This is a genomic window from Paenibacillus terrae, assembly GCF_000943545.1.
Taxonomy (GTDB): Bacteria; Bacillota; Bacilli; order Paenibacillales; family Paenibacillaceae; genus Paenibacillus; species Paenibacillus terrae_A.
In genome coordinates, this window is the sequence record NZ_JTHP01000008.1 from 58,655 (window position 1) to 80,748 (window position 22,094).

Sequence of the window (22,094 nt, forward strand, 5' to 3'; positions counted from 1 at the left end):
GCAAGTATCCGTTTTCATGAGTATTAAAAGTCAGTTTTCGCTACTCATCCTTATTTTAAGCCCTTGTTTGTGATTTACATTACATCCGCTGTGACGTATGATTCTCCCATCCCTATTTATGGAGAATCGAAGGAGGCCATTCTAGCATGAGCGTGACGCTTGCCCAGCCCAAAACGTCCAAAGCAACTCAATTACGCATTGGTTCCATGGCAATCATTCAGTACGACTATCGTCAGTTTCCAGACTCTAAACATGATCAACACCGCTGCTGTGGCTTGCTCACCATGTCGTGTAACGACGCTCAAGGCCGGGCAGAATATGAGCTGCCTGAAATCAAAGGAAGCTTCGACCTCGTCCGATGGGCTTCCGTGTTCACCTTGCTCAAGGGTCTATCCTTTACCGAGGCTCACCAATATATTCAGCACCACGCTGACAACTGGGGACATGTCAAAGCAGAGCTGGCTCTGTCCGCCTTATCCGACCTGACCACCCACGTGAACCTGCAAAGTCTCTCTCCTGCAACGCCCATCGTAAAACCACGGATTAGCCGTTCTTATCTGATCGAGCATGGTCTGGTCTACTATTCATTCTAAATCCCGCTCACAGATTAATCCCTACCCTCTCTCCAATCAGCACAAAAAAGCCTGAGACTGCTTATCACAGACCCAGGCTTTACACCCATCAGCAAATGTTTGATTATGCTTGCAGCTTACCTGCACGAATATCGTCTGTCATTCCTGCGTAGGGCGCTTGAGAAATCAATTTTTCGTTGTTTACACCCGCATTTTCTATGAATGTAATATCTGCAAATTCAGGGACAACATACTTAGGATAGGTTTCGTATTTTTCACGTGATTCTTCCATCAGTGGAATAAAATCGTTCTGATAGCGTACAGTGATTTCGGGATGCTCATGAACCCATTTAGGGAAGAAAATAATGCCGTGCATCCGTTTTTCCTCTGGCATAAAGTTTAGGGAAACGTCAGTGCCTGTTGGTTCGGTCCACGATACTTTGTACACATTCTCCACCAGCTTTACCAGATTCACCTTCTGGTCGCGTACCCAACGTCCGCCTACCATGCCGCTATGAATGCGGTAATCAATCGTATCTTCATTTTTAATATATATTTCGTATTCCCAACCATTCTCGTAGGTGTAAATCATGTGACTGCCGATAAACTTGTCCATCTTGCATCCTTCTTTCTGTATTATGAGTTTTCATGAATTGAACATCATGCTGAAAATAATAAGTATTGAATTTTAAACATGTAAACTTAAACATGTTTTTTATTACATATAAATTGTAGCACTGTGGTATACTAATGTCAAATACTGCATTGCGAGGAGAGCTACGTTGAAACGTACATTAAAATATGCCATTCTGGGCCTAATTCACAAAGAGGAAATGAGCGGCTACGATATTACGAGCCAATTCAAGAAGGAAATCGGGCAATTTTGGAGCGCCAAGCACAGTCAGATCTATCCTGAGCTCAAAAGGCTGACCGAAGAGGAGTTAATCGAATATCGCACCTCGATTACAGGAGCCAAGCTGGAAAAGAAGCTGTACTGCATCACGCCCAAGGGAACCCGGGAGCTGACCGAATGGCTGCTGAGTCCCAAAGATTTACCGGAAACGGAAAAGGATGAATTTATGCTTATGCTGTATTTTTCAGCAGCGATCTCGAAGGAAGAAAACAAACGATTGTTCGAGGACCAGATTGCCAAACGTAAAGAAAAGCTGGAGTATTTATACGAAAGTAAGACCGCACTCCGACTGCTGGACGAAAACCTTCAATCTCCCGGCTCTGAACAATTCGGACATTATCTGGTGCTGAGTCGTGCTATCAATCGGGAGGAAAGCTATATTACCTGGTTGGAAGAAACGCTCCCGTTGTTTGATTAGGCTCCAATATGAAAAAGAGTTATGAAATATAAAAAACCTTTAACACCACGTAGATGGTGTTGAAGGTTTTTTGGTAACCATTCCAAATGATGCTTTTAGTCTGCCGTAGTATTGGAAGACGCATAATCCTCAATTTGAATATCCGTGCTGAAGCGTACTGGAATGGAACTAAAGGTCTTGTCCCAATCTTTTTTGACCTTGCGCCACACTTTGGGATGCTGAATCCGCAGGGCTTCTCCGAAACCTCCAATTTCCACCCGCAGCTTATGCATTTTCGCCAACGTTTTTTCGGCTATTGTATTGGCTTCTTCCTGCAAGATGTTCTCTTCTCGTGAGAGTAGATTTTTTTTTGAAAAATCCTGACCCGGATTGAGGTTTTCCGAAATACGCCCTGTCGCTCTCATGTGAACGTGAAAAGAGATGTCGTTGCCATGAACCGTAGCCTTGGTATGGCTTTTGACAGATTCGATCTCATATACGATAATTTTCCCGACTTTAGGGTCCTTGCTTTTTAGGGTACCTCCATCCACTTCACCTTTCAACCACATCAAACCTTCTACCTCAGACTCGTTTAGAAAGCCGATGTATTTTTGCGTCTTCCCCTGAATGACTCCCGCACCTGCAAGCTTGACTTCTTTCTCCCCGGTAATCACATTGGGTAATAAAAAGCTAGTGTGGGCCTTCATCGGCCCAATGACTTTAACCAGGGACATAGGCTTGATCATACGTGCATTCCGTTTACGGTTGACAAAGACATCTTTCAATATAAAGGCAGGTGTCTCTCCGGGGACTTTTTCCTCAAGCGCATCACCTGCTTTTTCTGTACTAATTAGCAGTTGAACGCTCGGCCTGATATCATTATCCCCTGCAAAAAAGTCCAGCAGCTCGTACATAGGGAGCTTTTGTAGCAGACTGGAACTGATAATGATCGTTTTCAAATGAAATCCGATGGCAGGACGATTGGAGCGTAATGAAACTTCACGCAGCATCTCAAGAAGAGAATCCCCCGTTTCAGTCATGTTGTAAAAGGTTTTACTTTGTGCAGGGGGACCTCCAGAACCTTTACCTCTTTCAGGGAGCAGAAATTGAAAGGTTCCTTTAATTAAATTTTTCTTCCGATAGTATCCTCCTTCCTGTTCAATATACGCTTCCTGCGGGGATACTTGCCCTACATCCAACGCAATGCCCGTCTCCAGATTCAGATCCTCCACAGGTCTACTGCTCCAGCACCCTGTCAGCATACAGCATGTTAGGAGAAAGGCTATTCCGAAAAAAACGATGCGGAAATTCTTCATCATCGGAGTCTCCTCCAGCGTGAAATAAGCAGCAGCAGCAAGGGTAACAATCCATATAAAAGGATAGCCGCGTCACCGATCATCGTGCCTAACGAAAACACCTCGTTAATATTTTTGGGAATCCGGGAGATGACGTAGACAATCGTGAGTACAATAAACAGTATTTTGGTATACGATGTATTAAAAATTTGGGAGAGGCCAAGCACACCACAGTACAAGCCAATGCTGAACGTAGCAAAAATCTGCATGATCCAGATGGACAGCAACAGGGACTCGAAGCGTTCAAATACGAGATAATCCACTTCAAAGCTGCGGGCCAGGTCCAGAAACGGCCACGTCCGAGTCACCACACCTTCCACCGAAAAAGCACCGATACACATGACCACAGCCGTCGTATAAAACAGCACCGTGATCCCGAAGCCCGAACCGATCACCTTCATTGCTTTCTCGGGCTTCTCCATACAACAAATAATGATGAGCAGACACTCACTACCTGTAAACGTAAGGCTTGTAGACTTGATGGCTTTGAGGACTGGCATGACCCCCTCCGACAATACGGGGCGCAAATTGTTCAGTTCAAAAATATTTAAGCTCAGCAGGCAGATGATCAAAAAGATAAACGCTGTAATGGGTAAAATAATCTGGCATACTTTACCTATTGCTCCTATACGGCCCATGCACAAATATAGCGACACCCACATAAACGGTGCTGAAATAGCCCATGCGGGCGTTCCCTCAAGCAGAAAAAACGATGTTACTTCTTCCACAGAGCGAATTTCAAATGCACACAAGGCTACAAAATAAATCACGACTAGCATACCAATGATTTTGCCGATCGCTTTCCCCGTAATCTGCTGTACATACTGGTAAAAGGTTTTTTGGGGAAAGGTCTGACTTAACTTCACGATAATCCAGCCAGCCAGAAAAGCTATGCATCCTCCCAAGATCACGGAGATCCATGCATCAGGAGTCTTGGAAGCCTCAACTGCCACCCGAGGAAGCGTAAGCAGACCTGATGCCATGGTAAAGCCGACAAGAATCCCTGTCGTCTGCAACGTTGTAAGTTTATCCTCCCCCAGTTTTTTCATATCGTTGTGGCTCCCTCCTTTCCTAAATAACTAGCCTTTCCGCTTGGGTTGTTTGGGATTTAGCAGACGGGGTCTGCGTTTCATAAAATGTAACGGCGCCCGAATCATGTAATCCTTCCAGTCCCTCAACGAACGCGGAGATGTCAAACTAAGATAAGACAATCCAAAGCTTTTTAACTTAGCCATATGGATAACCAGCAGCAGGAAAAACAGAATTACACCATACAAACCGAATATGGCTGCAACAAACATCCCCGCAAAGCGAAGCATACGCATCGAAATCCCGGAACTGTACACAGGTGTGGCAAACGAAGAGATCGCTGTAACTGCCACAACAATGACTAAAATGGGACTTACAATTCCGGCATTAACCGCAGCCTGTCCAATAATCAGACCGCCGACAATACCCATAGCAGGCCCTATAGGCTTGGGCAGACGCAATCCTGCTTCACGCAGAATTTCAATGGAGGTTTCCATAATCAGAGCCTCGATCAATGTAGAAAAGGGTACACCTTGTCTTGCGCTGACGATAGAAATAACCAGCTTGGTGGGAATAAGCCCGGGATGAAACGAAATAAAGGAAATGTAGAGGGCCGGTGCGAACAGGGAAATGCCCGTTGCCATAAAACGCAGCAACCGAATCAGGGAACCCGATAGCCATCGCTCATAGTAATCCTCAGGCGACTGGAGCATCATATCGTAGGTTACAGGCATTAGGAGGGCGAAAGGAGTACCATCCAGCAGCACAGCCACACGTCCCTCCAACAGAGCAGCCATCACCCTGTCAGGTCTCTCCGTATTTTGAATTTGCATAAAAGGACTGAGAAAATTGTCCTCAATGAGCTGCTCTACATAGCCTGACTCCATGACTTCATCCACATCAATGGTTTTGATCCGCCGTTTTACCTCCTCTACAAGCTCAGAATTAGCAATGTCCCTGAAATAGACAACCATGAGCTGCTTTTGCACCCTCTTGCCGACTTTGAAGGAATGCATGGCCAGTTCGGTACTTTCTCCGTGTCTGCGCAATAAGGCTGTATTATCGCTGAGTACCTCTGTGAAGCCAATCCGTGGACCTCGCAATACCGATTCTGATAATGGTTCCTCCACTCCGCGAGTTTTACCCTTGGATGAACCCAGAATAAGTACACCTGAAGTACCCTCGATCAAGAGTACGATAGAGCCGAACAAAACCTTCTGCAAAGAATATTTCACATCCTGCGTATGCTCTGTCTCCACTACAAGCATAACTTGACGGATAACCATATCCCGGAGTGCATCGCCTTGCGGTATTTCTTCCTCTTGGTCTGAGCTTCCCCAATCCAGCAGTGGCTTGATTATATTTTGGTCCATGCTGGTCTTGTCCGTTAAGCCATCTACACAAAACAGACTTACCCTGACCTGTAAATGATCCAGAAAAATAGACTTTTGATTAACATCCGCCATATCCATTATGGCTTGTCTCATCTTCGTTACATTCGCCTCATAATCCTCAGAATAGCTTTCGTCCTCATTCTTACTAACATTCGGATCCTTGCTTTCAGAAGGATCGCGAGCATCTTGCTCTGCAAGGTCGCGTTCTTCAAGCAGCTCTATTCGTTCCTTGCGTCTGCTTTCTCTGCCGTCGACCGTTTTAATTTGTCGAACCGCCAACAAGATGAGTAAAGGTACAATGGACAAAAAGATAGCCTGTACTAACACTGTCCATTTGGGCATATGAGTTACAATTGCCTGCCACATGTCCCTTCCCCCTTCGCCTACATCCGATTTGTATATATATTTACCGGGATTAGAAAAAAAATGCATGAGCATTGATCCGCACCTCACCATCAGATGCACATTCGAGACATAACAAAGGGATATTCCTTCAAAGAGATACTTAGTTAGTGCGATAAAATTCTTGCCTAATAAAAGGAATAAAATGGTGTATTTGATAGGTGTCTAGCGATGTAAAAAGCCCAAATTCATGATAGTATCATTTCATTCCATGACTAATGTCACGAATTTGTTGAATTCGTTGTCTATTATTCGAATTTGAAAAGGGGTTGTAGGTATGAAGAATCATCTTTGGAAGAAAGCCGCTGTGTTGAGTTTGTTAGCGGTCATTTTGGTAGGAGGAACTGCAATAAGCCCCAAACAGGCACAAGCAGCAGATATGCCTTACCTCGGAGAAATTACGATGTATCCTTACACTTTCGCTCCCAGGGGATGGTTAAAATGCGAAGGTCAGATCTTGAGTATTCAGCAGAATACAGCGTTGTTTTCTCTGCTGGGAACTAATTTCGGTGGCAATGGAGTAAACACCTTTGCTTTGCCAGATTTGCGCGGGGCTTCCCCGGTGCCGAATGTGGACTACTACATTGCAACTCAAGGTATGTTCCCAACTCGCGAATAATAAGTGTGCAAAGCACTATGCTATTTTTCTGAAGAAGAGGTGATAGCTTGCTCAAAGACAATAACTTCACACGCAACAAAATAAAACCCTATCGTTTGCTGATTCCACTGCTGCCCATTATCGGCGGTGCGGTTCTGCTCATAGGGACGAATGAAGCCCGTGCTGCTGGTATGGAAAATGTAGTGCTTAACAAACCCGTAACATCAAGCGGCTACAGCCAGCCCTATGAACCCGCCAGAGCAGTGGACGGCTCCTATGAGCCGACAAGCCGCTGGTATCAAGCCAGCAACGGCGAAAAATGGATTCAGGTAAATCTGGGAGACTGGTATATCGTGGATCGCTACGGTGTAGCAGGTATGGGAATCATTAATGGATGGCAGGATCAGCGCGATCCTTACAGTTTCCGACTGCAAACGAGCAGTGATGGAGCGAATTGGGTTACTTCCGATACTGTTCAAAATAACGCTGACGCTCATTTTAGCCGAAGTATTTCCCCGGTGACTGCACGATACTTGCGTCTGTATATTGATCAAGGAAATGCAAGAAACAACCAATGGGCTTCTGTCATGGAATTTGAAGCTTATGGGGAGCGCTTACCCGTTCCACAGGCTCCTGGTCATTTTACAGGAACCAAAAATGGAAATACGGTGGAATTAAGCTGGGATGCTGTTCCTTATGCGACTTCATACAAGGTCATCCGAAATGGTGTCACCCTGTTGTATACAGGACCCTTAACCCAATTCACAGATTCTTCGTCATTACCTCCCGGTGCAGCTCTTTACAGCCTTCAGGCTGTGAATGTTAAGGGGGAAAGTGCTCCCGTAGAGGTCACGGTGAATATTCTGACCGATGCCGATTATGTTGCACAGGCCAAAGCTGCACTGGCTCCTGGCTTTGCATCAGGAGATTCGGCTGCTACGGTATCACAACGACTGACACTGCCACTGACTGGATTGAACGATACAACGGTAAGCTGGAGTTCAGATACCCCTGATGTCATCACCAATGAGGGGGCTGTCACACGCCCGCGCTACGATTCGGGTGATCGGAAAGTAAAGCTGACCGCGACGATTACAAAGGGAACCGCTTCGGATACCCAAACTTTTGACGTTACCGTATTGAAGGTAGCTGCACAAAATACACTGGATCAGGCAGCAGATAGCCTGTCACTGGGCGATTTGTCTGCGGTGAAAGAAAATTTGTCTCTTCCTCTGTCCGGCTATGGTGGTGTCCAGATCGAATGGTCCTCTGCCAATCCACTTGTTATCGCACCAGATGGAACACTTAGCAGACCCTCCTATATTGATGGAGATACAGATGTTACCCTGACGGCTGTCCTGCATCTCGAAGGCTTAACGAAAACAAAGAATTTCACTGCACATGTGCTCAGTCTGCCGATGAACGATATTGAAGCTGTAAACGCAGCTTACAAGGCACTTGATGTACCTGTAACCACCGTAACCAGGGACATATATTTGCCGAAAGAAGGCTTGAACGGCGTTCAGGTGTCATGGACTTCGAATCACCCCGAGTTCCTGGATCACAACGGTCAGGTCACGTTCCCGAGCTATGTACAGGGCGATCAAACCATTACACTGGAAGCTGTTCTGACAAGAGGCGGAGTTGAACTTCGAAAAACATTCAGCCTGCTCGTGCCCGCACTGCCCGTAAGTGCTGATGAAGCAGTAAATTTGGCAGCAAATACCCTGAAACTGGAATACCCGCAGGGGATTAAGGATTCAATTACTCTGCCCGATGCAGGAGCATTCGACACACGTATTGATTGGTCTTCGGATCAACCGGATGTTCTCAGCAGTACGGGTCAAGTAAATCGGCCGAGGTTTATAGACGGTGATGTGAATGTACAATTAAAGGCCACTATATCCAAAGGTTCAGCCTCCGTACAAAGATCATTCATGATCACGGTATTGAAGGCGTTGCCGAATACACCCTATGTACGTTTGAACGGCAACAACCCGATCATTCTGGAAGCTGGCAGCAGCTTCACCGATCCGGGAGCCAGCGTGCTGGACAGTGTGTACGGCAATGTTTTGGTACCGGATCTGTCAGGCATCGGCAACGTGGATACGAATGTGCCCGGTGTCTACGTATTGAACTATGCGTATAACGATAACTCAGGTTGGTCGGCTGAGCCAGCCGAACGTCGCATAAACGTGCTGCCCCGTGCTATTGAAGCCGCAGCAGGCAATGACGCTACCGCCTCGGTGATCGTTACAGGCGCTTGGCCAGGCGCACGGCTTGAGCTGTACAATGCCCAGCAGGAGCTTATTGCGGAAGGGACCGCTTCGGGAGAAGGGAAATATATATTTACGCCTGTTCCTGAGGGTATCAGCTACTACGTGCTACAGATCGTGAATGGCATGGAGAGCGCTCCTTCCAGATTGGTGTATGCCCAAGGACTAACTGCCCAACGTGTAGCCGATTCCATCTCAAGCCTAACAACGCCTGCTGCAAATGATACCCTGCTCAAGCTGCCTGCTGTACCTGAGGGCTTCCGCCTGATCCTCAGCAGTAGCAGCCAGCCGGATATTATCCGTACAGATGGAGCTATCTTCCCGGCAGCAACCAAAACGACGGTTGCTGTAATACTGGAGGTCACCAAGGTAAGCGACGGTTCTCACGCCCTGACACAACAAATAGAAGTAACCGTTCCTGCTAAGGTCATTGTAGACACGGGCAATTCTAATAAAAAAGACCGAGACGAGGACTACAACAACTCTCTTATACAACTGCAACCCGGATTTTCTGAACAGGGAAAAGCCATCATCATCTATACTCCTTCTGTGGCATTTCTGGACGGACAAATCACTCAGGCCCGCATGGAAGGCAAGGCTTACGCAGATATTCAACTAGAGCAGGAAAAGGATACCAGCCGTGTTGTTCTTCCCTATTCTTCGCTGAATAAATGGGATAAAGTCGGGGCCGCGGTCATATCCCAATATGGAACACTGATGCTATCCAGTGATGCCTTAACCCGTATGTTCTCGGGTCAGCAGGACGTTGCATTGTCATTCCAGCGGGCAGATGCACAGCGTACACAGCAGATCCGAGATTGGGCCGGACAACAATCCAGCCTGAAGCTGATTGGCACGGCTGTGGAAATCAAGGCTAACGTTACAGGTAGTACATCGCACATCGTTCTGCCGCTGGATGCCGAGTCCATCCGTGAATTGCAGGGCAAGGAACCCCAGTTTTCTATTCTCGTTATTCATGACAATGGAGAGCATGAGATTCTGAAAGGTACGGCTGTGAGGGATTCAAAAGGGAACCTATCGGCTGTGGGTTTCGATACGACCCGGTTTAGTACCTTTGCGATTGCAGTTTCTACCGATACAAAATCTTCATCCGATAATACAAACGTGCAGGACGGCACAACAAATTCAGCGGATTCGCAAGGTGCAGCTACGGTATGGTCGGATATCCAGGGCCATTGGGCGGCGAAATCCTTGCAATCGCTGGCAGACAAAGGCTGGCTACAAGGCTACAAAGATGGCAAGATGCGTCCGGAGCGTGCAGTAAGCCGTGCAGAATTTGTATCCATACTGACCAGAGCGTTGGGGACCAATGGAGATGAGAGTATACCTGCCTCATTTACAGATATGAAAGGGCACTGGGCTGCATCAGCCGTAGATGCCGCTCATCGTAAGGGATGGATCGAAGGGTTAAATGCTCAGACATTCGGCCCCGATGAGAGTCTTACCCGTGAACAGGCAATGGTGATATTCTCACATGCGATGGCGGATAAGGCATCTGCCACAAGCACGGTCACATTGCAATCCTATAAGGATGAGCAGCAGATCGCTTCCTGGGCTTCCACAGCATTCAAAGCAGCTGTATCCTCTGGATGGATCAGCGGCTATCCTGATGGAACGCTCCAACCCAAAGCAGCTATCAGCCGAGGCGAAATGGCTGAACTGCTGGAACGTATTTTCAAATAAGACTGATTAAGTACCCAATGGATTTAGATATATTAGTGGAGTATAAGCAAAACAGCGCGGTTTCCGAGTTATTCGGAGACCGCGCTTTGTTTGTGAATGATATACACACAGCAGCTGGCTCAATAAGGGCTCCTTCCTCAAGAGACACGGAGTCAGGAAGCTTATGCGCCTGATGCGCTTCAATCCGCCATCAGTCAGGCTATAACCGCTCTCGAAAAAGAACTTGGACTCAAGCTGTTCATCCGTTCAAGATCCGGTACAACCTCCACGGAAGAAGGCCAGCTATTCATTAAGAAAGCTTTTTGAAGCAACAAAAATCATTCAAGAAATGCTGCTGGAATCAGAAAACCGCAAGCACGCCTTAAGTGGTTTTCTGCGTTTGGGCACTATACCTGGGGAAATGGCGACACTGGTCAACGTTATTGTCTCGCTAAAAAAGGAGCATCCGGAAGTTCACATTGAGGTCACGCAACAAGACTCTCTAAAGACCCTTCAACTGGTGCGGCAAGGTAAAATTAATCTGGGCATGAACGCTCTTCCCGAGGATTTACTACAGCAGGAGGCTCGGCCCTTCGATACCCTCTACCAAGGCAAAATGATGGTTGTTGCCGGAAGGAACTCTCCACTGGCTTCACAGAAATCTATTACCCCTGAGGAAATGAGAGCCTATTCCTTTGTTTTATATAAGGAGGACTATATAGATATGTTTATCAGAGACTTTACCGAGCAGTTTGGTGACGTGAATATTTTGTTCAAGACGAACTCGGATAGTGCAATTCAGAGCGCTATATTAGAAGGGCTTGCTATTTCAATAGGTGAAGCACGGTTTGGAAATACAGAAAATCGATATTAAAGCTTATGTACAAGCCTCCAATAATAATTCTTGTGTGGTGATTCACCCTTTTCGCTTCAGAAAATATACTGTTATATCTGCGAAACGGGGCGATGATCCACCTGTCACCTCTACAGTAGGGAGAAATGTGAAGGAGGAGATATTTGAACATGAAACACAGAAAACCGTTCAGGTTCAGTGGCGCTTCAAAAAAAGACGAGGACTGCAAACCACCTAAAATTAGTAGAGAAAAGGAAGAACTTCTCAAACTGATTCAGGAATTAGTCGCCATCATCCCGCTCGTTTTCGCAAACCCGTCTGCGGCTAATGTAACTTCATTGCAACAGATTTTACATCGGTTATTAGCTCTCGCAAATAAATTGAGACTTAGAGGCTCGGCTAAGACAGATTTATTAGCGGCGTTGGAACTGGCTATCGTGGCGTCGGAAGCCACTCCTTTCTCCCCGATCGGTGTTGGAACGACACTGCAACAACTGCTGGAAGTCTTATTGTCTATTATTTTGCAGGAACCCCTTGATCCTGCCCTTAAAGACAGTTTGATCAGTGCAATCAGAAGCGCCGAAACGGCTATCAGTATTGCATTGGGAGGCACGTCAGGCACACCCGGGCCACAAGGGCCTGCCGGACCTGTTGGGCCGGGCGGTGCGCCAGGTCCTGTCGGTGGACCAGGACCTGTGGGTGCGGCAGGACCACAAGGAGCTGTGGGTCCTGTTGGACCTGCCGGGCCTGTTGGTGCTGCCGGGCCTGTCGGTGCTGCCGGACCTATCGGCGCCGCTGGACCTATCGGCGCCGCTGGGCCAGTAGGGGCTGCTGGAGCTACTGGCGCGGCAGGACCCGCCGGGGGTGCTACCGGAGCCACAGGCGCTACGGGCGCAGATGGCGCCGTTGGAGCCGTCGGAGCTACCGGGGCCACGGGTTCGGGAGCGATCATTCCGTTTGCTTCTGGCGGACCTGCGACTTTGACAACCATTGCTGGCGGCTTGGTGGGCACTACCAGTCTAATCGGCTTCGGAAGCTCGGCAACAGGCATTAGCCTTGTGGGTGGAACCATAGACCTGACAGGTACGCTTGTCGGTCCACTGATCAACTTTGCTTTCTCCGTTCCACGGGATGGCGTCATTACATCGATTGCCGGATATTTTAGTACAACGGCTGCGCTTGCTCTAGTAAGTTCATCCTCAACGATTACTGCCCAGTTGTTCAGTTCGCCTACACCTAACAATACCTTTACAGCGGTACCTGGAGCCGCAGTTACTCTGGCACCACCACTTACAGGCATCGTTGCCCTGGGTACAATTTCCAGTGGTATCACAACAGGATTAGCAATACCGGTAACTGCACAAACTCGTCTGCTCCTGGTCTTTTCCGCGACTGCTACGGGAATTTCTCTTGTGAATACCGTTGTGGGTTATGCGAGCGCAGGCATTACCATTACCTGATCCAAGACGAAAAGGGCTCAGCAGGACTTGTTCCTGCCGAGCCTTTTCTTATTTGCATTAAAGTGATATTTTCACTTCTTCTCCATCTTCCCGAATGGTGAATGTTTTAATTTGTCCGTGATCAGGCTCTTGAACGATACCCGTCTCCAAATCAATCTTCCAATCACATAGCGGATCATAAATGTAATGACCAGATACCATCGCTTCGGTAAGCGGCCCCCCTTTAGGATGCGGGCTGGAATTTTCAACAGCGTAAAGCTTGTTCTCCGAAGTGCGGAAAACTGCGATTTCGTTATCATCCAACCGGATCGTCCGCCCAATTCTATTTGGGAAATCCTTACTGTTACCGACGATAAGCCACTCAGCATGCTTGATCATTCGCTTGATTGCTCCCTTCTTTAGGCATTATTTAAAAAGCATTCACAGAACAGACGGTGTAACTACTTCAAATAAATTTTTGCGCGAATCGGCATCGTTGATGATCTTTTTCCACGGGTCTTCAACCTGCTGCAGTGCAAATTCGATCCGTTCTACTAAAGCTTTGCGATGATCTACATCGTGAACGACAGCCTTCCGTATCTCTTCAAGGCCGGTCCGTTCGACCCATTCCGAAGTACGTTCCAGATATTGGCCTGTTTCCCGGTACAGTTGCATCACGCTTCCCACAATATCAATTAATTCATCGTCCGTCTTCACTTTACAGAGCGAATCAGCCAACCGCGCTTTTATACCGCCGTTTCCACCGATAAAAATCTCCCAGCCTCCATCATTGCCTACAATCCCGATATCCTTCGTACACGATTCCGCACAGTTGCGGGGACACCCGTTGACCGCTAATTTAAATTTTGCCGGAAAATCCAATCTTTCAAATTTCCGTTCCAGCAACTCTCCCATTCCCATAGAATCCTGTGTGCCAAAACGGCAAAATTGTGATCCAACACAGGTTTTAACTGTACGAAGAGATTTGGCGTAGGCATATCCCGACGGCATATCGAGTTCTTCCCATACTTTAGGCAAATCCTCTTTACGGACACCAATCAAATCTAGCCGCTGTCCTCCTGTTACTTTAACAACTTTAACGTTGTATTTAAGAGAAACATCAGCTATTTTCTTCAAATCCTCTGGAGTTGTTACACCGCCGTACATTCTTGGAACAACTGTAAACGTTCCATCTTTTTGAATGTTCGCGTGCAACCGCTCGTTGACGAAACGGGAATCTTCCTCATTTTCATAGGTATCCGGGTTAATCATACCCAAGTAATAATTCAGCGCCGGGCGGCATTTGGAACATCCTTCATCATTATGCCAACCAAGCACATTCATGACTTCACGCGTCGTTGTAAGACCCTTGGTTTTAATAGCCGCTACAATCTCGTCCCGGCTCAATGTTGTGCAGCCACATATTCCTTGCTTGGCTGTCGTCTTGAAGCTGTCTCCAAGAACATACTGAAGAATTTGTTCAACGACTGGCTTGCACCCCCCACAGGAACGTGTGGCACCGGTACATGCCTTAATTTCGTCGACTGTGGTCAGTCCATTTTCATTGATCGCATCGACAATCGCCTTTTTGGTCACACCGTTGCAGCCACAGACAATTTCATCATCTGCCATGATCTCGGCGGATAAGGTCTTAGCCCCGTCTTTACTGCATCCGGTACCCATGATCTGTCCATATATCTCATCCGTCATCAACGTTTGCTGACGCACATATTTTTGAAGACTAGCAGATTCGCTCACATCGCCAAACAGTACAGTTCCAACAATCTTATTTTCACGAAGCAGCACTTTTTTGTACGTGCGCTTCCACTCATCCTTTGCCACAATCACCGTATGTTCAGGCTGGGTTATGAATTCACCAGCCGAGAAAACATCCACCCCTGAAATTTTGAGCTTGGTGGAAACCACCGATCCCATATAACCTTCAGTATCCGCACCTGCCAAATGTTTGGCAATTACACTCCCCTGTTCAAACAGCGGAGCTACCAAGCCGTAACAGGTTCCGCGGTGTTCAACACATTCCCCTACAGCATATACATCCGGCACAGAGGTTCTCATCAAATCATCGACTACAATACCACGGTTCGTTTCCATACCACTTTGCACAGCTACCTGAATATTAGGCTTGATCCCGACGGCCATAACGACCAAATCCGCTTCCAGCTCGCTTCCGTCTGAAAACCGCAATCCTTGTACCCGATCTTGACCGTACACCTCCGAAGTTTGCATTTGCATAGCAAACTTGATTCCCTGGCGTTCTAGTTCTGCTTTCAGCATCGCAGAGGCTTCCCGGTCCAGCTGACGTTCCATCAGATCCTCCATCAAATGAATGACCGTTACGTCCATGCCGAGATTGACCAAGCCTTTAGCCGCTTCCAGTCCCAACAGCCCTCCACCAATGACTGCTGCCTTTTTATAAGTTTTCGCCGCCTCAAGCATTGCCGAGCAATCGGCGATATCTCGAAAACCGATGACGCCTGGTAATTCTTTTCCCGGAATAGGCAAAATAAACGATTGAGAGCCAGTAGCCACCAAAGCTACATCGTAATCAATTTCAAGTCCGTCCTCAGTGTGAATCCTCTTTCTTTCTCCGTCGATGCTCCGCACCGTTTTCCCTGTATATAAAGAAATCCCTTGATCCTCGTACCATTGCAAATCGTTCAGTATGATGTCCTCAATAGTTTTACTACCTTCCAGAACATAAGAAAGCATGATCCTGTTATAGTTCGGATGTGGCTCATTTCCAAGAACCGTAATTTCATATTTATCCGTTAATTTTAAAATTTGCTCGACCGTATTGATGCCGGCCATACCGTTTCCAATCACAACAAGCTTTTGTTTACCGTTTGTCATGTACCGGTCCTCCATTCATTCGACAAGATTTCCTACGTTCTTATGAATATTGCTTATGCTTCTATTCTAATGCAGCAGATAGAGCTATATGTGATCACAGTCACAATGTAGTTCAAATTATAAATGTTTAGGGATTTCCCTATTCAAATTCAAGGGATAAAGGTAAGAAACTGAAACCGAAATTGAAATTGAAATTGAGTTATAATGACGATTTTTGAAAAGTGGATGCTCCTATTTGACTCTTCTCAATATTTGATTTAAAATTCAATTAAATGATACAAAAAACTATCAATTAATAATATATGATATCAAATAAATAAGGAGTTCCAATGAAGAAAGACATGACAACGATCAAGCAAGTGAGGCTTAACAGCCTTTTGGATGTAGCTACCATGCTACTTATTGAAAAGCCAAACGCCTCCATGAATGAGATTGCCGATTATGCAGGAATTGGTATTGCCACATTGCATCGATATGTTGAAAGCAGAGAGCAACTGATGATTTATCTGGGATTTCGGGCCATCGAAGTCGTAAGTGAAACCATGAAAGGGATTTCCTTGGACGAGGAAAACTATGAAAATTACATTCCAGAGTTGATTGAGGCACTTATTCCGTTAGGAGATAAAATTTATTTTCTTGCTCATGATGCATCCGTCAACTTCAACAAGGAAATTGAAGGAGCGGATCAGAAGCTAAGGGAACCCATCTTACATGTAATTGAAATATTGCAACAAAAAGGTTATTTTCTTCCGCATATCGATAAAAATTGGATCATGAATGTCCTCTACTCGCTGCTATTTCTAACATGGCAGCAAGTAAGGAACGGCAATATTGCGAAAAATTCTGCAGCGGCACTGGTAATAAATACTTTTTACCATGGATTCAAAGCAACTGATTAATGATCACACTGGATTATGAAGAGGCGAACCACGCGAGGAGGAATCTAAATGTTAGTTCAAAACGTACTAGGGAGTATTGCGATTTCCAAAGACGCTATTTCTAAAATCATTGGCAAGACAGCAACGGCAACAATGGGAATTGCATCGATGTCAACAGGAGTCGTCGAAGGAATCACTAATAAGTTAAGTGGGAAAAGCCTGCAAAATGGCATTGAACTTCATGTGACAGAATCAGGACTGGATGTCGATTTAAGCATTGTTGTTCATTACGGAACAAGAATGTACGATGTAGGCAGAGAATTACAGAAGAATGTTCGGGAAGCCATTGAGAAATATACGGGCCTATCCATTGGCATGATAAACGTCAAAGTACAAGGGATATCCCTATCCGTTAATTAATCGCGCAGCAATCCTTTCTACAGAACAGCTTAACTTCTATGGCACTCCACATTATATATTTTATAGATTAATCGACAAAGAAACCGTCCTCTGGAAGAATGGAACTACCATTCAACTTGCTCCAGAAGCGGTTTCTTTGCTTTATGAATTATTGACTTTGACTCAAATTGATGAAATATTCATCAACTTGCCGTGCAGTCCGGGGTGAACCCCGGCTGCAATTTTTTCCGTCTGCGAGCCGTGAACCATGAGAAATTTATTTTTCTTCGTAAGCAATGGGTTTCCCTGATGGTCCCCACTTATTTCAAGCGGCATATTCGTTCCTGCCGGGAGGATCACCATCGTCAAATACCCTTCACTGTCAACCTTGCAAGGAGCATAATGAAGTGTCGTTGAATATAGCTCAACTACTGTGTTTTTAGGCTGGAAAAAAGCTTGAACATTTTCGCTATCATAGGTATTATTTTCAATGTCCTGTACTTTGCCGACAAGGTGGATACAGTCCGTCGCAGCAATCACCACCTCGCTGCCCTGATGATATTCCAGCCCTGTTAGTCCTGTATTCTGCCCTGCACAAAAGCCAGCCTGAATCGGGAGTTGGCCATACACCTCATCTTGAATGCGATGAATTACACCAAAGGCTTCGAGTTCTGCAACCGAGGGTACATAATGATTTCCCTGATTGGGAACGATAGTGGTTTCTTTTGCATACTTGATAAGCTCTATCGTATTGAAATGAGTCATCAGCCTCCCATACGGGCGGAACGCTTCACTCATTACCTCTTGAATGACCTGAGGTGCATTGACTTGATTTAGTCTTTCCATTGTATTCATAGCTTGACCTCCAGCAATGAATCTCCCGTGTACACTCGGTTGTTTCCCAGCACCTTAACATCAGAGTATTCGGCTGTATTGGTCACAATAATCGGTGTAGTCATATCATAGCCCAGAGCTTTAATCTCCTCAATATCGAACTCGACTAGCAGTTGACCTTTGGTAACCCGATCCCCTTCTGAGATATGCGTTTTAAAATGCTGTCCTTTCAATTTGACGGTGTCCATACCGATGTGGACCAGGATCTCCGTTCCTCCATCCGATACAATGCCAATCGCATGGCCTGTGCGGAAGGCATTAGCTATAGTTCCGTTGAATGGCGAAAGCAGCTTGCCGTCCTCTGGCACAATAGCAACGCCTTTACCCATGGCTCCTGTGGAGAATACTTCATCAGATATCTCGGATAAAGGTTTGACAACACCCGTCAGCGGGCTGGAAATGTTCTCATTCGTCAGCGCAGGAGCTGGGGTTTCAACTTCTTTCTTCTCTTCATGGACTGCAATCATCTCTTTTTCCATGGAATCATTAAATCCAAAGAAATACGTGGTAATAGCTGTGAATACATAAGCTACTGTAATGGCAATTACGAATCCGGCGAATCCTATGCCGAAGAAAATCGGCAGGGATGCCAAGCCCGGTATACCTGGAGCAATGGCCACGGAACCCGAAGCACCCGTGATCGCCCCGGCGATAGCACCCCCGATAATAGCCCATACGAACGGTTTTTTGTAGCGGATACTAATCCCGTAGATGATCGGTTCCGTGATGCCGAACAAACCGGTTATTGCCGCAGGGCCTGCAATCGCTTTAACTTTTGGATTTCTAGTTTTAAGGAATACACCCAGTGCCGCACCTGCTTGTGCAAAGTTAGAAGGTGCCATTAATGGTTTCATGGTATCATAACCGTATACCGCAATGTTATTGTACATAATAGGTACAAACGCCCAGTGAAGACCCATAACTACCAGCAGCTGCCACCCAGCACCCAAAATGATTCCTGCTACAATCGGACTCAAATTATATAAGAAAGTGTAACCCTTAGCCAGTCCCAAGCTCGCATATATTCCAATCGGTCCAACCGCGATCAGAGTCAAGGGAACAATGACCATAAGACAGATAAGTGGCGTTATAAAATTTTTCACGCTATCATGAATAACCCTATTCAGGAATTTCTCCAGAATCGATAGTAACCAAACCGCGATAATCACTGGAATAACCGAAGAAGTATAACTCATAAGAACAACAGGAATATTGAAGAAAGTAATATCCGCTTTATCGTTATACAAAGTAATAATATTCGGGTATACCAGAGCTCCCGCTACTGCAAGCGCTACAAACGTATTTGCTCCAAACTTTCTCGAAGAAGTGACTGCAATCGCCAGCGGCAGGAAATAAAAGATACTGTCTGCGGCAGCGAACCAGATCGAATAGACACCACCTGTTTTGGTGAGCCATCCCAACGAGGCAAGCATTAATAAAAGCCCTTTCAAAATCCCGGAAGCCGCCAGTGCTCCCAAAAATGGTGTGAAAATACCCGAAATAATGTCTACCGTTTTGTTAAACCAATTACCTTCAGACGTGGAGGACTGGTCTTGGATAGCATTGTCACCAATACTGCTGATTTGGGAAATTTCTTTAAATACATCACCTACCGTATTCCCAATAACCACTTGATATTGTCCACCGTTTTCAACAACTGTAATCACTCCGGGAATATTTTGTGTTTTGTTCTTGTCGGCCTGATCCCTGTTTTTTAATTTAAATCTCAGCCGAGTGGCACAATGCACCAAGCTAGAGACATTCTCTTCTCCGCCAACGGATGCTAAAATGTCTTTTGCCAGTTTTTCATTGGACATGCTGCTCGCTCCTTTTATCCTCATTTGGCATATTTTTATGAAAGTAAACGTTTACATAAATGATAGTAATCCAAAGACTCTACGCGCACTCTAAGGAGTACGAAAAGGATATAGAGTCTTTAAATTACGCGGGTCAATCGTTACCGACTTCTCCCTACCATTCTCTTGATTGTATGTCTGCGTCCTTTAATGGATAATGCAAGCTGGTACACGTTCTCGGGAAGAGGTGTTCCTGCATAACCACCATCTCCAATAGCATGGATATCTGCACCCGTCTGCTTCATCATGAGTGCGATCCAGGCGATCGTTTGAACATCTGCCCCTTCAACTGAGCTGTTCAGGAAAGAAAGAGCAAGAGTTCCCGGTTTATACGAATGGACAAACTCTACGCACTGTCTAACATGCTCCACTGTAATGCCGTGTCTGGAGCCAGGAGCAGGCAACGTAATAACGTCAGTACCCGAATCGATCAAATCCTTGATAATATCATTGGAAGGTCTCTCGCTCAGCGGATCACCCAGTACTTTCTCGATGGTGCCGTCTTCCCATTTTCCGGCGCAGATCAAGATTTTGTCTCCCAGCGTTTCTTTTGCCAGTTTGGTAGCCTCAATGATCCGTTCAAAGGTTGTACCCGCGGAAGGGTTGCCTCCCAATACGATAAAATCGGCTCCGATCTCCAGGGCGCGCAGGAAGTTCTCTCTGGAAGCGACTCTGCCTTCTTTGGCCTCTACATATTGCTCTCCCGCAACCTGTGCATCAGGGCTTGGACACTCAAAATAAATACCAAGCGGAACACCGGCCCATTCCTTGATTTGCTTCAGGCTGTACGGCTTCTCAGCCAGCTTGCCATGCTTCATTTCACGCAATCCGATATTGGATTCTTCTTTGATCATATCAAAGCCGTTCAGCATAACCATATCTGCGCCGTAGGCAGCCTGGATTTCCGCATTGGTGACACCATCAACCAAACCGGTGTTTATCATTACAAGATGTTGTCCCATAATGACGCGCCCTTCAGAAGCCAGAATGGACTCTTTTAGATCTGCTGCGCTAAATTTCAAAATATCCGTTTTCGTGCTCGCGATTAATCTTTTAGCCAATGTAATCTCCTCCAAATCATTTATGTTTTATGAACCCTTCTATATCAGCACAAATGCTGTTCTTCAATATCTGAAATCATTTTTATGCGGTCGCCATGGCGGCCACCTTCAAATTCAGCCTCCAGCCATGATTTTACAATCATTTTCGCCAATTCACTTCCCACGACACGCGCACCAAATGCAAGAATATTCGTATTATTATGCTGCTTGGACAACTGTGCCGAATAAGGCTCACTGCATACTACGGCACGAATTCCCTTCACTTTGTTGGCCGAGATGGATATGCCCACGCCTGTGTCGCAAATGAGAATACCTGCATCAGCCTGCAACCCAGCAACAGCCTCTGCAACGATTTTTCCATACTTCGGATAATCGGTTCTTTCCGAATTTTCCGGCCCGTAGTCAATGACCTCATGACCCAACTCACGAACGTAAGCCGAAATAATCGCTTTCAGCTCTACAGCCACATGGTCACTCCCGATGGCAATTTTCATGGCTCTATTCCTCCCCAAATTAGATATTTTTTAATCTGTTAATGATGGTTTTGTAGGATTCTTCTTTACCAAACAAAGAGGATGTCCCCAAAACGAATCCTTCAACGCCGTAGTGTGTCAATTCGTTGATCTTCTCTTCGGAGATAGCCCCATCTACCACGATTGTATAATTCAATCCCTTTTCATGTTTAAATGCTTGCAGTGCTTGAATCTTGTCATTCACAAAAGGTAAATATTTCTGACCTGCAAAACCCGGATTTACAGTCATGACCAGCACATAGTCGACCATGCCAAGCAAAGGTTCCACCGCAGCAATAGCCGTTCCCGGATTAAGGGCAATTCCTGCTTTTACCCCTCTTCCAACAATTCGATCAATTGTGCGCGTCGGATGCATATCAGACTCCGGATGAAAGTAAATGATATCTGCACCCTTATCAGCAAATAAATCAATATAGGCAGAAGGGTTGTCAATCATCAAATGTACATCTACTGTTTTTTGGGTTTGCTTACGGATATACTCCAAATCCTGAAGCCCCATTCCAAAGTTGGGGACAAATCTACCATCCATAATATCAATGTGATAAATATCCACATTCGCTTCTTCCAGTGCGTTTACTTCATGTTCCAATGACCTGAAATTGGCGCACATCATAGAAGGACATAATAGCATACTCATTAATAATCACCCTTTTCAAGAAATTGAGTAAACGATTACTCAAACGACATAATA

The 22,094-nt window shown here is 45.9% G+C and carries 20 protein-coding genes; 9 read left to right on the top strand and 11 right to left on the bottom strand.

Annotation, left to right across the window (positions count from 1 at the left end; translation table 11 throughout):
* The first annotated feature begins 146 nt into the window (after positions 1–146).
* The gene (locus tag QD47_RS06460; RefSeq protein ID WP_044645347.1) at positions 147–593 is read left to right on the top strand and encodes a hypothetical protein; all 447 of its coding nucleotides are present in this window, start codon (positions 147–149) and stop codon (positions 591–593) included.
* A 103-nt stretch (positions 594–696) separates the two neighbouring features.
* Here QD47_RS06460 and QD47_RS06465 read toward each other — a convergent pair whose 3' ends face one another.
* The gene (locus tag QD47_RS06465; RefSeq protein WP_014279672.1) at positions 697–1,188 is read right to left on the bottom strand and encodes a phenolic acid decarboxylase; all 492 of its coding nucleotides are present in this window, start codon (positions 1,186–1,188) and stop codon (positions 697–699) included.
* Between the two features lie 166 nt (positions 1,189–1,354).
* Here QD47_RS06465 and QD47_RS06470 point away from each other — a divergent pair, with 166 nt between their 5' ends.
* Entirely contained in the window at positions 1,355–1,903 is a 549-nt protein-coding gene (locus tag QD47_RS06470) for a PadR family transcriptional regulator (RefSeq protein ID WP_044645348.1), read from the top strand.
* Between the two features lie 95 nt (positions 1,904–1,998).
* Here QD47_RS06470 and QD47_RS06475 read toward each other — a convergent pair whose 3' ends face one another.
* From QD47_RS06475 to QD47_RS06485, 3 genes are read right to left on the bottom strand one after another with little or no spacing between them, the layout of a single operon-like run.
* Positions 1,999–3,201, bottom strand: a complete 1,203-nt coding sequence (locus QD47_RS06475; protein WP_235332200.1) for a Ger(x)C family spore germination protein — start codon at positions 3,199–3,201, stop codon at positions 1,999–2,001.
* The gene (locus QD47_RS06480) at positions 3,198–4,286 is read right to left on the bottom strand and encodes a GerAB/ArcD/ProY family transporter (protein ID WP_044645349.1); all 1,089 of its coding nucleotides are present in this window, start codon (positions 4,284–4,286) and stop codon (positions 3,198–3,200) included. Before QD47_RS06480 ends, QD47_RS06475 begins: the two co-directional genes overlap by 4 nt.
* 30 nt (positions 4,287–4,316) lie before the next feature.
* Positions 4,317–6,026 carry a spore germination protein gene (locus QD47_RS06485; RefSeq protein ID WP_044645350.1) on the bottom strand — a complete coding sequence of 570 codons (1,710 nt, stop codon included), beginning with the start codon at positions 6,024–6,026 and terminating at the stop codon, positions 4,317–4,319.
* A gap of 313 nt (positions 6,027–6,339) precedes the next feature.
* Between QD47_RS06485 and QD47_RS06490 the strand changes: the two genes are divergently transcribed.
* The 5 genes from QD47_RS06490 (at position 6,340) to QD47_RS06505 (ending at position 12,932) form a co-directional block, all read left to right on the top strand.
* Positions 6,340–6,681, top strand: a complete 342-nt coding sequence (locus QD47_RS06490; protein ID WP_044645351.1) for a phage tail protein — start codon at positions 6,340–6,342, stop codon at positions 6,679–6,681.
* Between the two features lie 47 nt (positions 6,682–6,728).
* Positions 6,729–10,640 carry an immunoglobulin-like domain-containing protein gene (locus tag QD47_RS06495; RefSeq protein WP_044645352.1) on the top strand — a complete coding sequence of 1,304 codons (3,912 nt, stop codon included), beginning with the start codon at positions 6,729–6,731 and terminating at the stop codon, positions 10,638–10,640.
* Between the two features lie 201 nt (positions 10,641–10,841).
* Positions 10,842–10,946, top strand: a complete 105-nt coding sequence (locus QD47_RS34055) for a hypothetical protein (RefSeq protein ID WP_412177960.1) — start codon at positions 10,842–10,844, stop codon at positions 10,944–10,946.
* 22 nt (positions 10,947–10,968) lie between these two features.
* On the top strand, positions 10,969–11,493 hold the full coding sequence (locus QD47_RS06500; RefSeq protein WP_052646722.1) for a LysR family transcriptional regulator substrate-binding protein: 525 nt from the start codon (positions 10,969–10,971) through the stop codon (positions 11,491–11,493).
* Positions 11,494–11,642: 149 nt separating this feature from the next.
* Positions 11,643–12,932: an exosporium glycoprotein BclB-related protein gene (locus tag QD47_RS06505; protein ID WP_044645353.1), complete on the top strand. Its 1,290-nt coding sequence runs from the start codon at positions 11,643–11,645 to the stop codon at positions 12,930–12,932.
* Between the two features lie 57 nt (positions 12,933–12,989).
* Here the strand turns inward: QD47_RS06505 and nirD are convergent, their stop codons facing one another.
* Both nirD and nirB read right to left on the bottom strand, forming a co-directional pair.
* Positions 12,990–13,310 carry a nitrite reductase small subunit NirD gene (nirD, locus tag QD47_RS06510; protein ID WP_044645354.1) on the bottom strand — a complete coding sequence of 107 codons (321 nt, stop codon included), beginning with the start codon at positions 13,308–13,310 and terminating at the stop codon, positions 12,990–12,992.
* Between the two features lie 42 nt (positions 13,311–13,352).
* Entirely contained in the window at positions 13,353–15,782 is a 2,430-nt protein-coding gene (gene nirB, locus QD47_RS06515) for a nitrite reductase large subunit NirB (protein ID WP_044645355.1), read from the bottom strand.
* 329 nt (positions 15,783–16,111) lie between these two features.
* On the opposite strand from nirB, the gene QD47_RS06520 reads away from it, so the two are divergent.
* Together QD47_RS06520 and QD47_RS06525 are read left to right on the top strand one after the other, a co-directional pair.
* A complete protein-coding gene (locus tag QD47_RS06520) occupies positions 16,112–16,681 on the top strand; it encodes a TetR/AcrR family transcriptional regulator (protein WP_044645356.1) in 570 nt (189 codons plus the stop codon).
* A 48-nt stretch (positions 16,682–16,729) separates the two neighbouring features.
* Positions 16,730–17,080: an Asp23/Gls24 family envelope stress response protein gene (locus QD47_RS06525; RefSeq protein ID WP_044645357.1), complete on the top strand. Its 351-nt coding sequence runs from the start codon at positions 16,730–16,732 to the stop codon at positions 17,078–17,080.
* Between the two features lie 162 nt (positions 17,081–17,242).
* On the opposite strand, the gene QD47_RS06530 is transcribed toward QD47_RS06525, so the two are convergent.
* The 5 genes from QD47_RS06530 to rpe form a co-directional block, all read right to left on the bottom strand.
* Complete coding sequence (locus QD47_RS06530; protein ID WP_044645358.1) at positions 17,243–17,914, bottom strand: DUF4867 family protein; 672 nt, start codon at positions 17,912–17,914, stop codon at positions 17,243–17,245.
* The gene (locus QD47_RS06535) at positions 17,911–19,770 is read right to left on the bottom strand and encodes a beta-glucoside-specific PTS transporter subunit IIABC (RefSeq protein ID WP_044645359.1); all 1,860 of its coding nucleotides are present in this window, start codon (positions 19,768–19,770) and stop codon (positions 17,911–17,913) included. Before QD47_RS06535 ends, QD47_RS06530 begins: the two co-directional genes overlap by 4 nt.
* A 140-nt stretch (positions 19,771–19,910) precedes the next feature.
* On the bottom strand, positions 19,911–20,870 hold the full coding sequence (locus QD47_RS06540; protein ID WP_082067115.1) for a DUF7916 family protein: 960 nt from the start codon (positions 20,868–20,870) through the stop codon (positions 19,911–19,913).
* 44 nt (positions 20,871–20,914) lie between these two features.
* Positions 20,915–21,364 carry a ribose 5-phosphate isomerase B gene (gene rpiB, locus QD47_RS06545; RefSeq protein ID WP_044645360.1) on the bottom strand — a complete coding sequence of 150 codons (450 nt, stop codon included), beginning with the start codon at positions 21,362–21,364 and terminating at the stop codon, positions 20,915–20,917.
* Between the two features lie 19 nt (positions 21,365–21,383).
* On the bottom strand, positions 21,384–22,040 hold the full coding sequence (gene rpe, locus QD47_RS06550) for a ribulose-phosphate 3-epimerase (RefSeq protein ID WP_044645361.1): 657 nt from the start codon (positions 22,038–22,040) through the stop codon (positions 21,384–21,386).
* Positions 22,041–22,094: the final 54 nt, after the last annotated feature.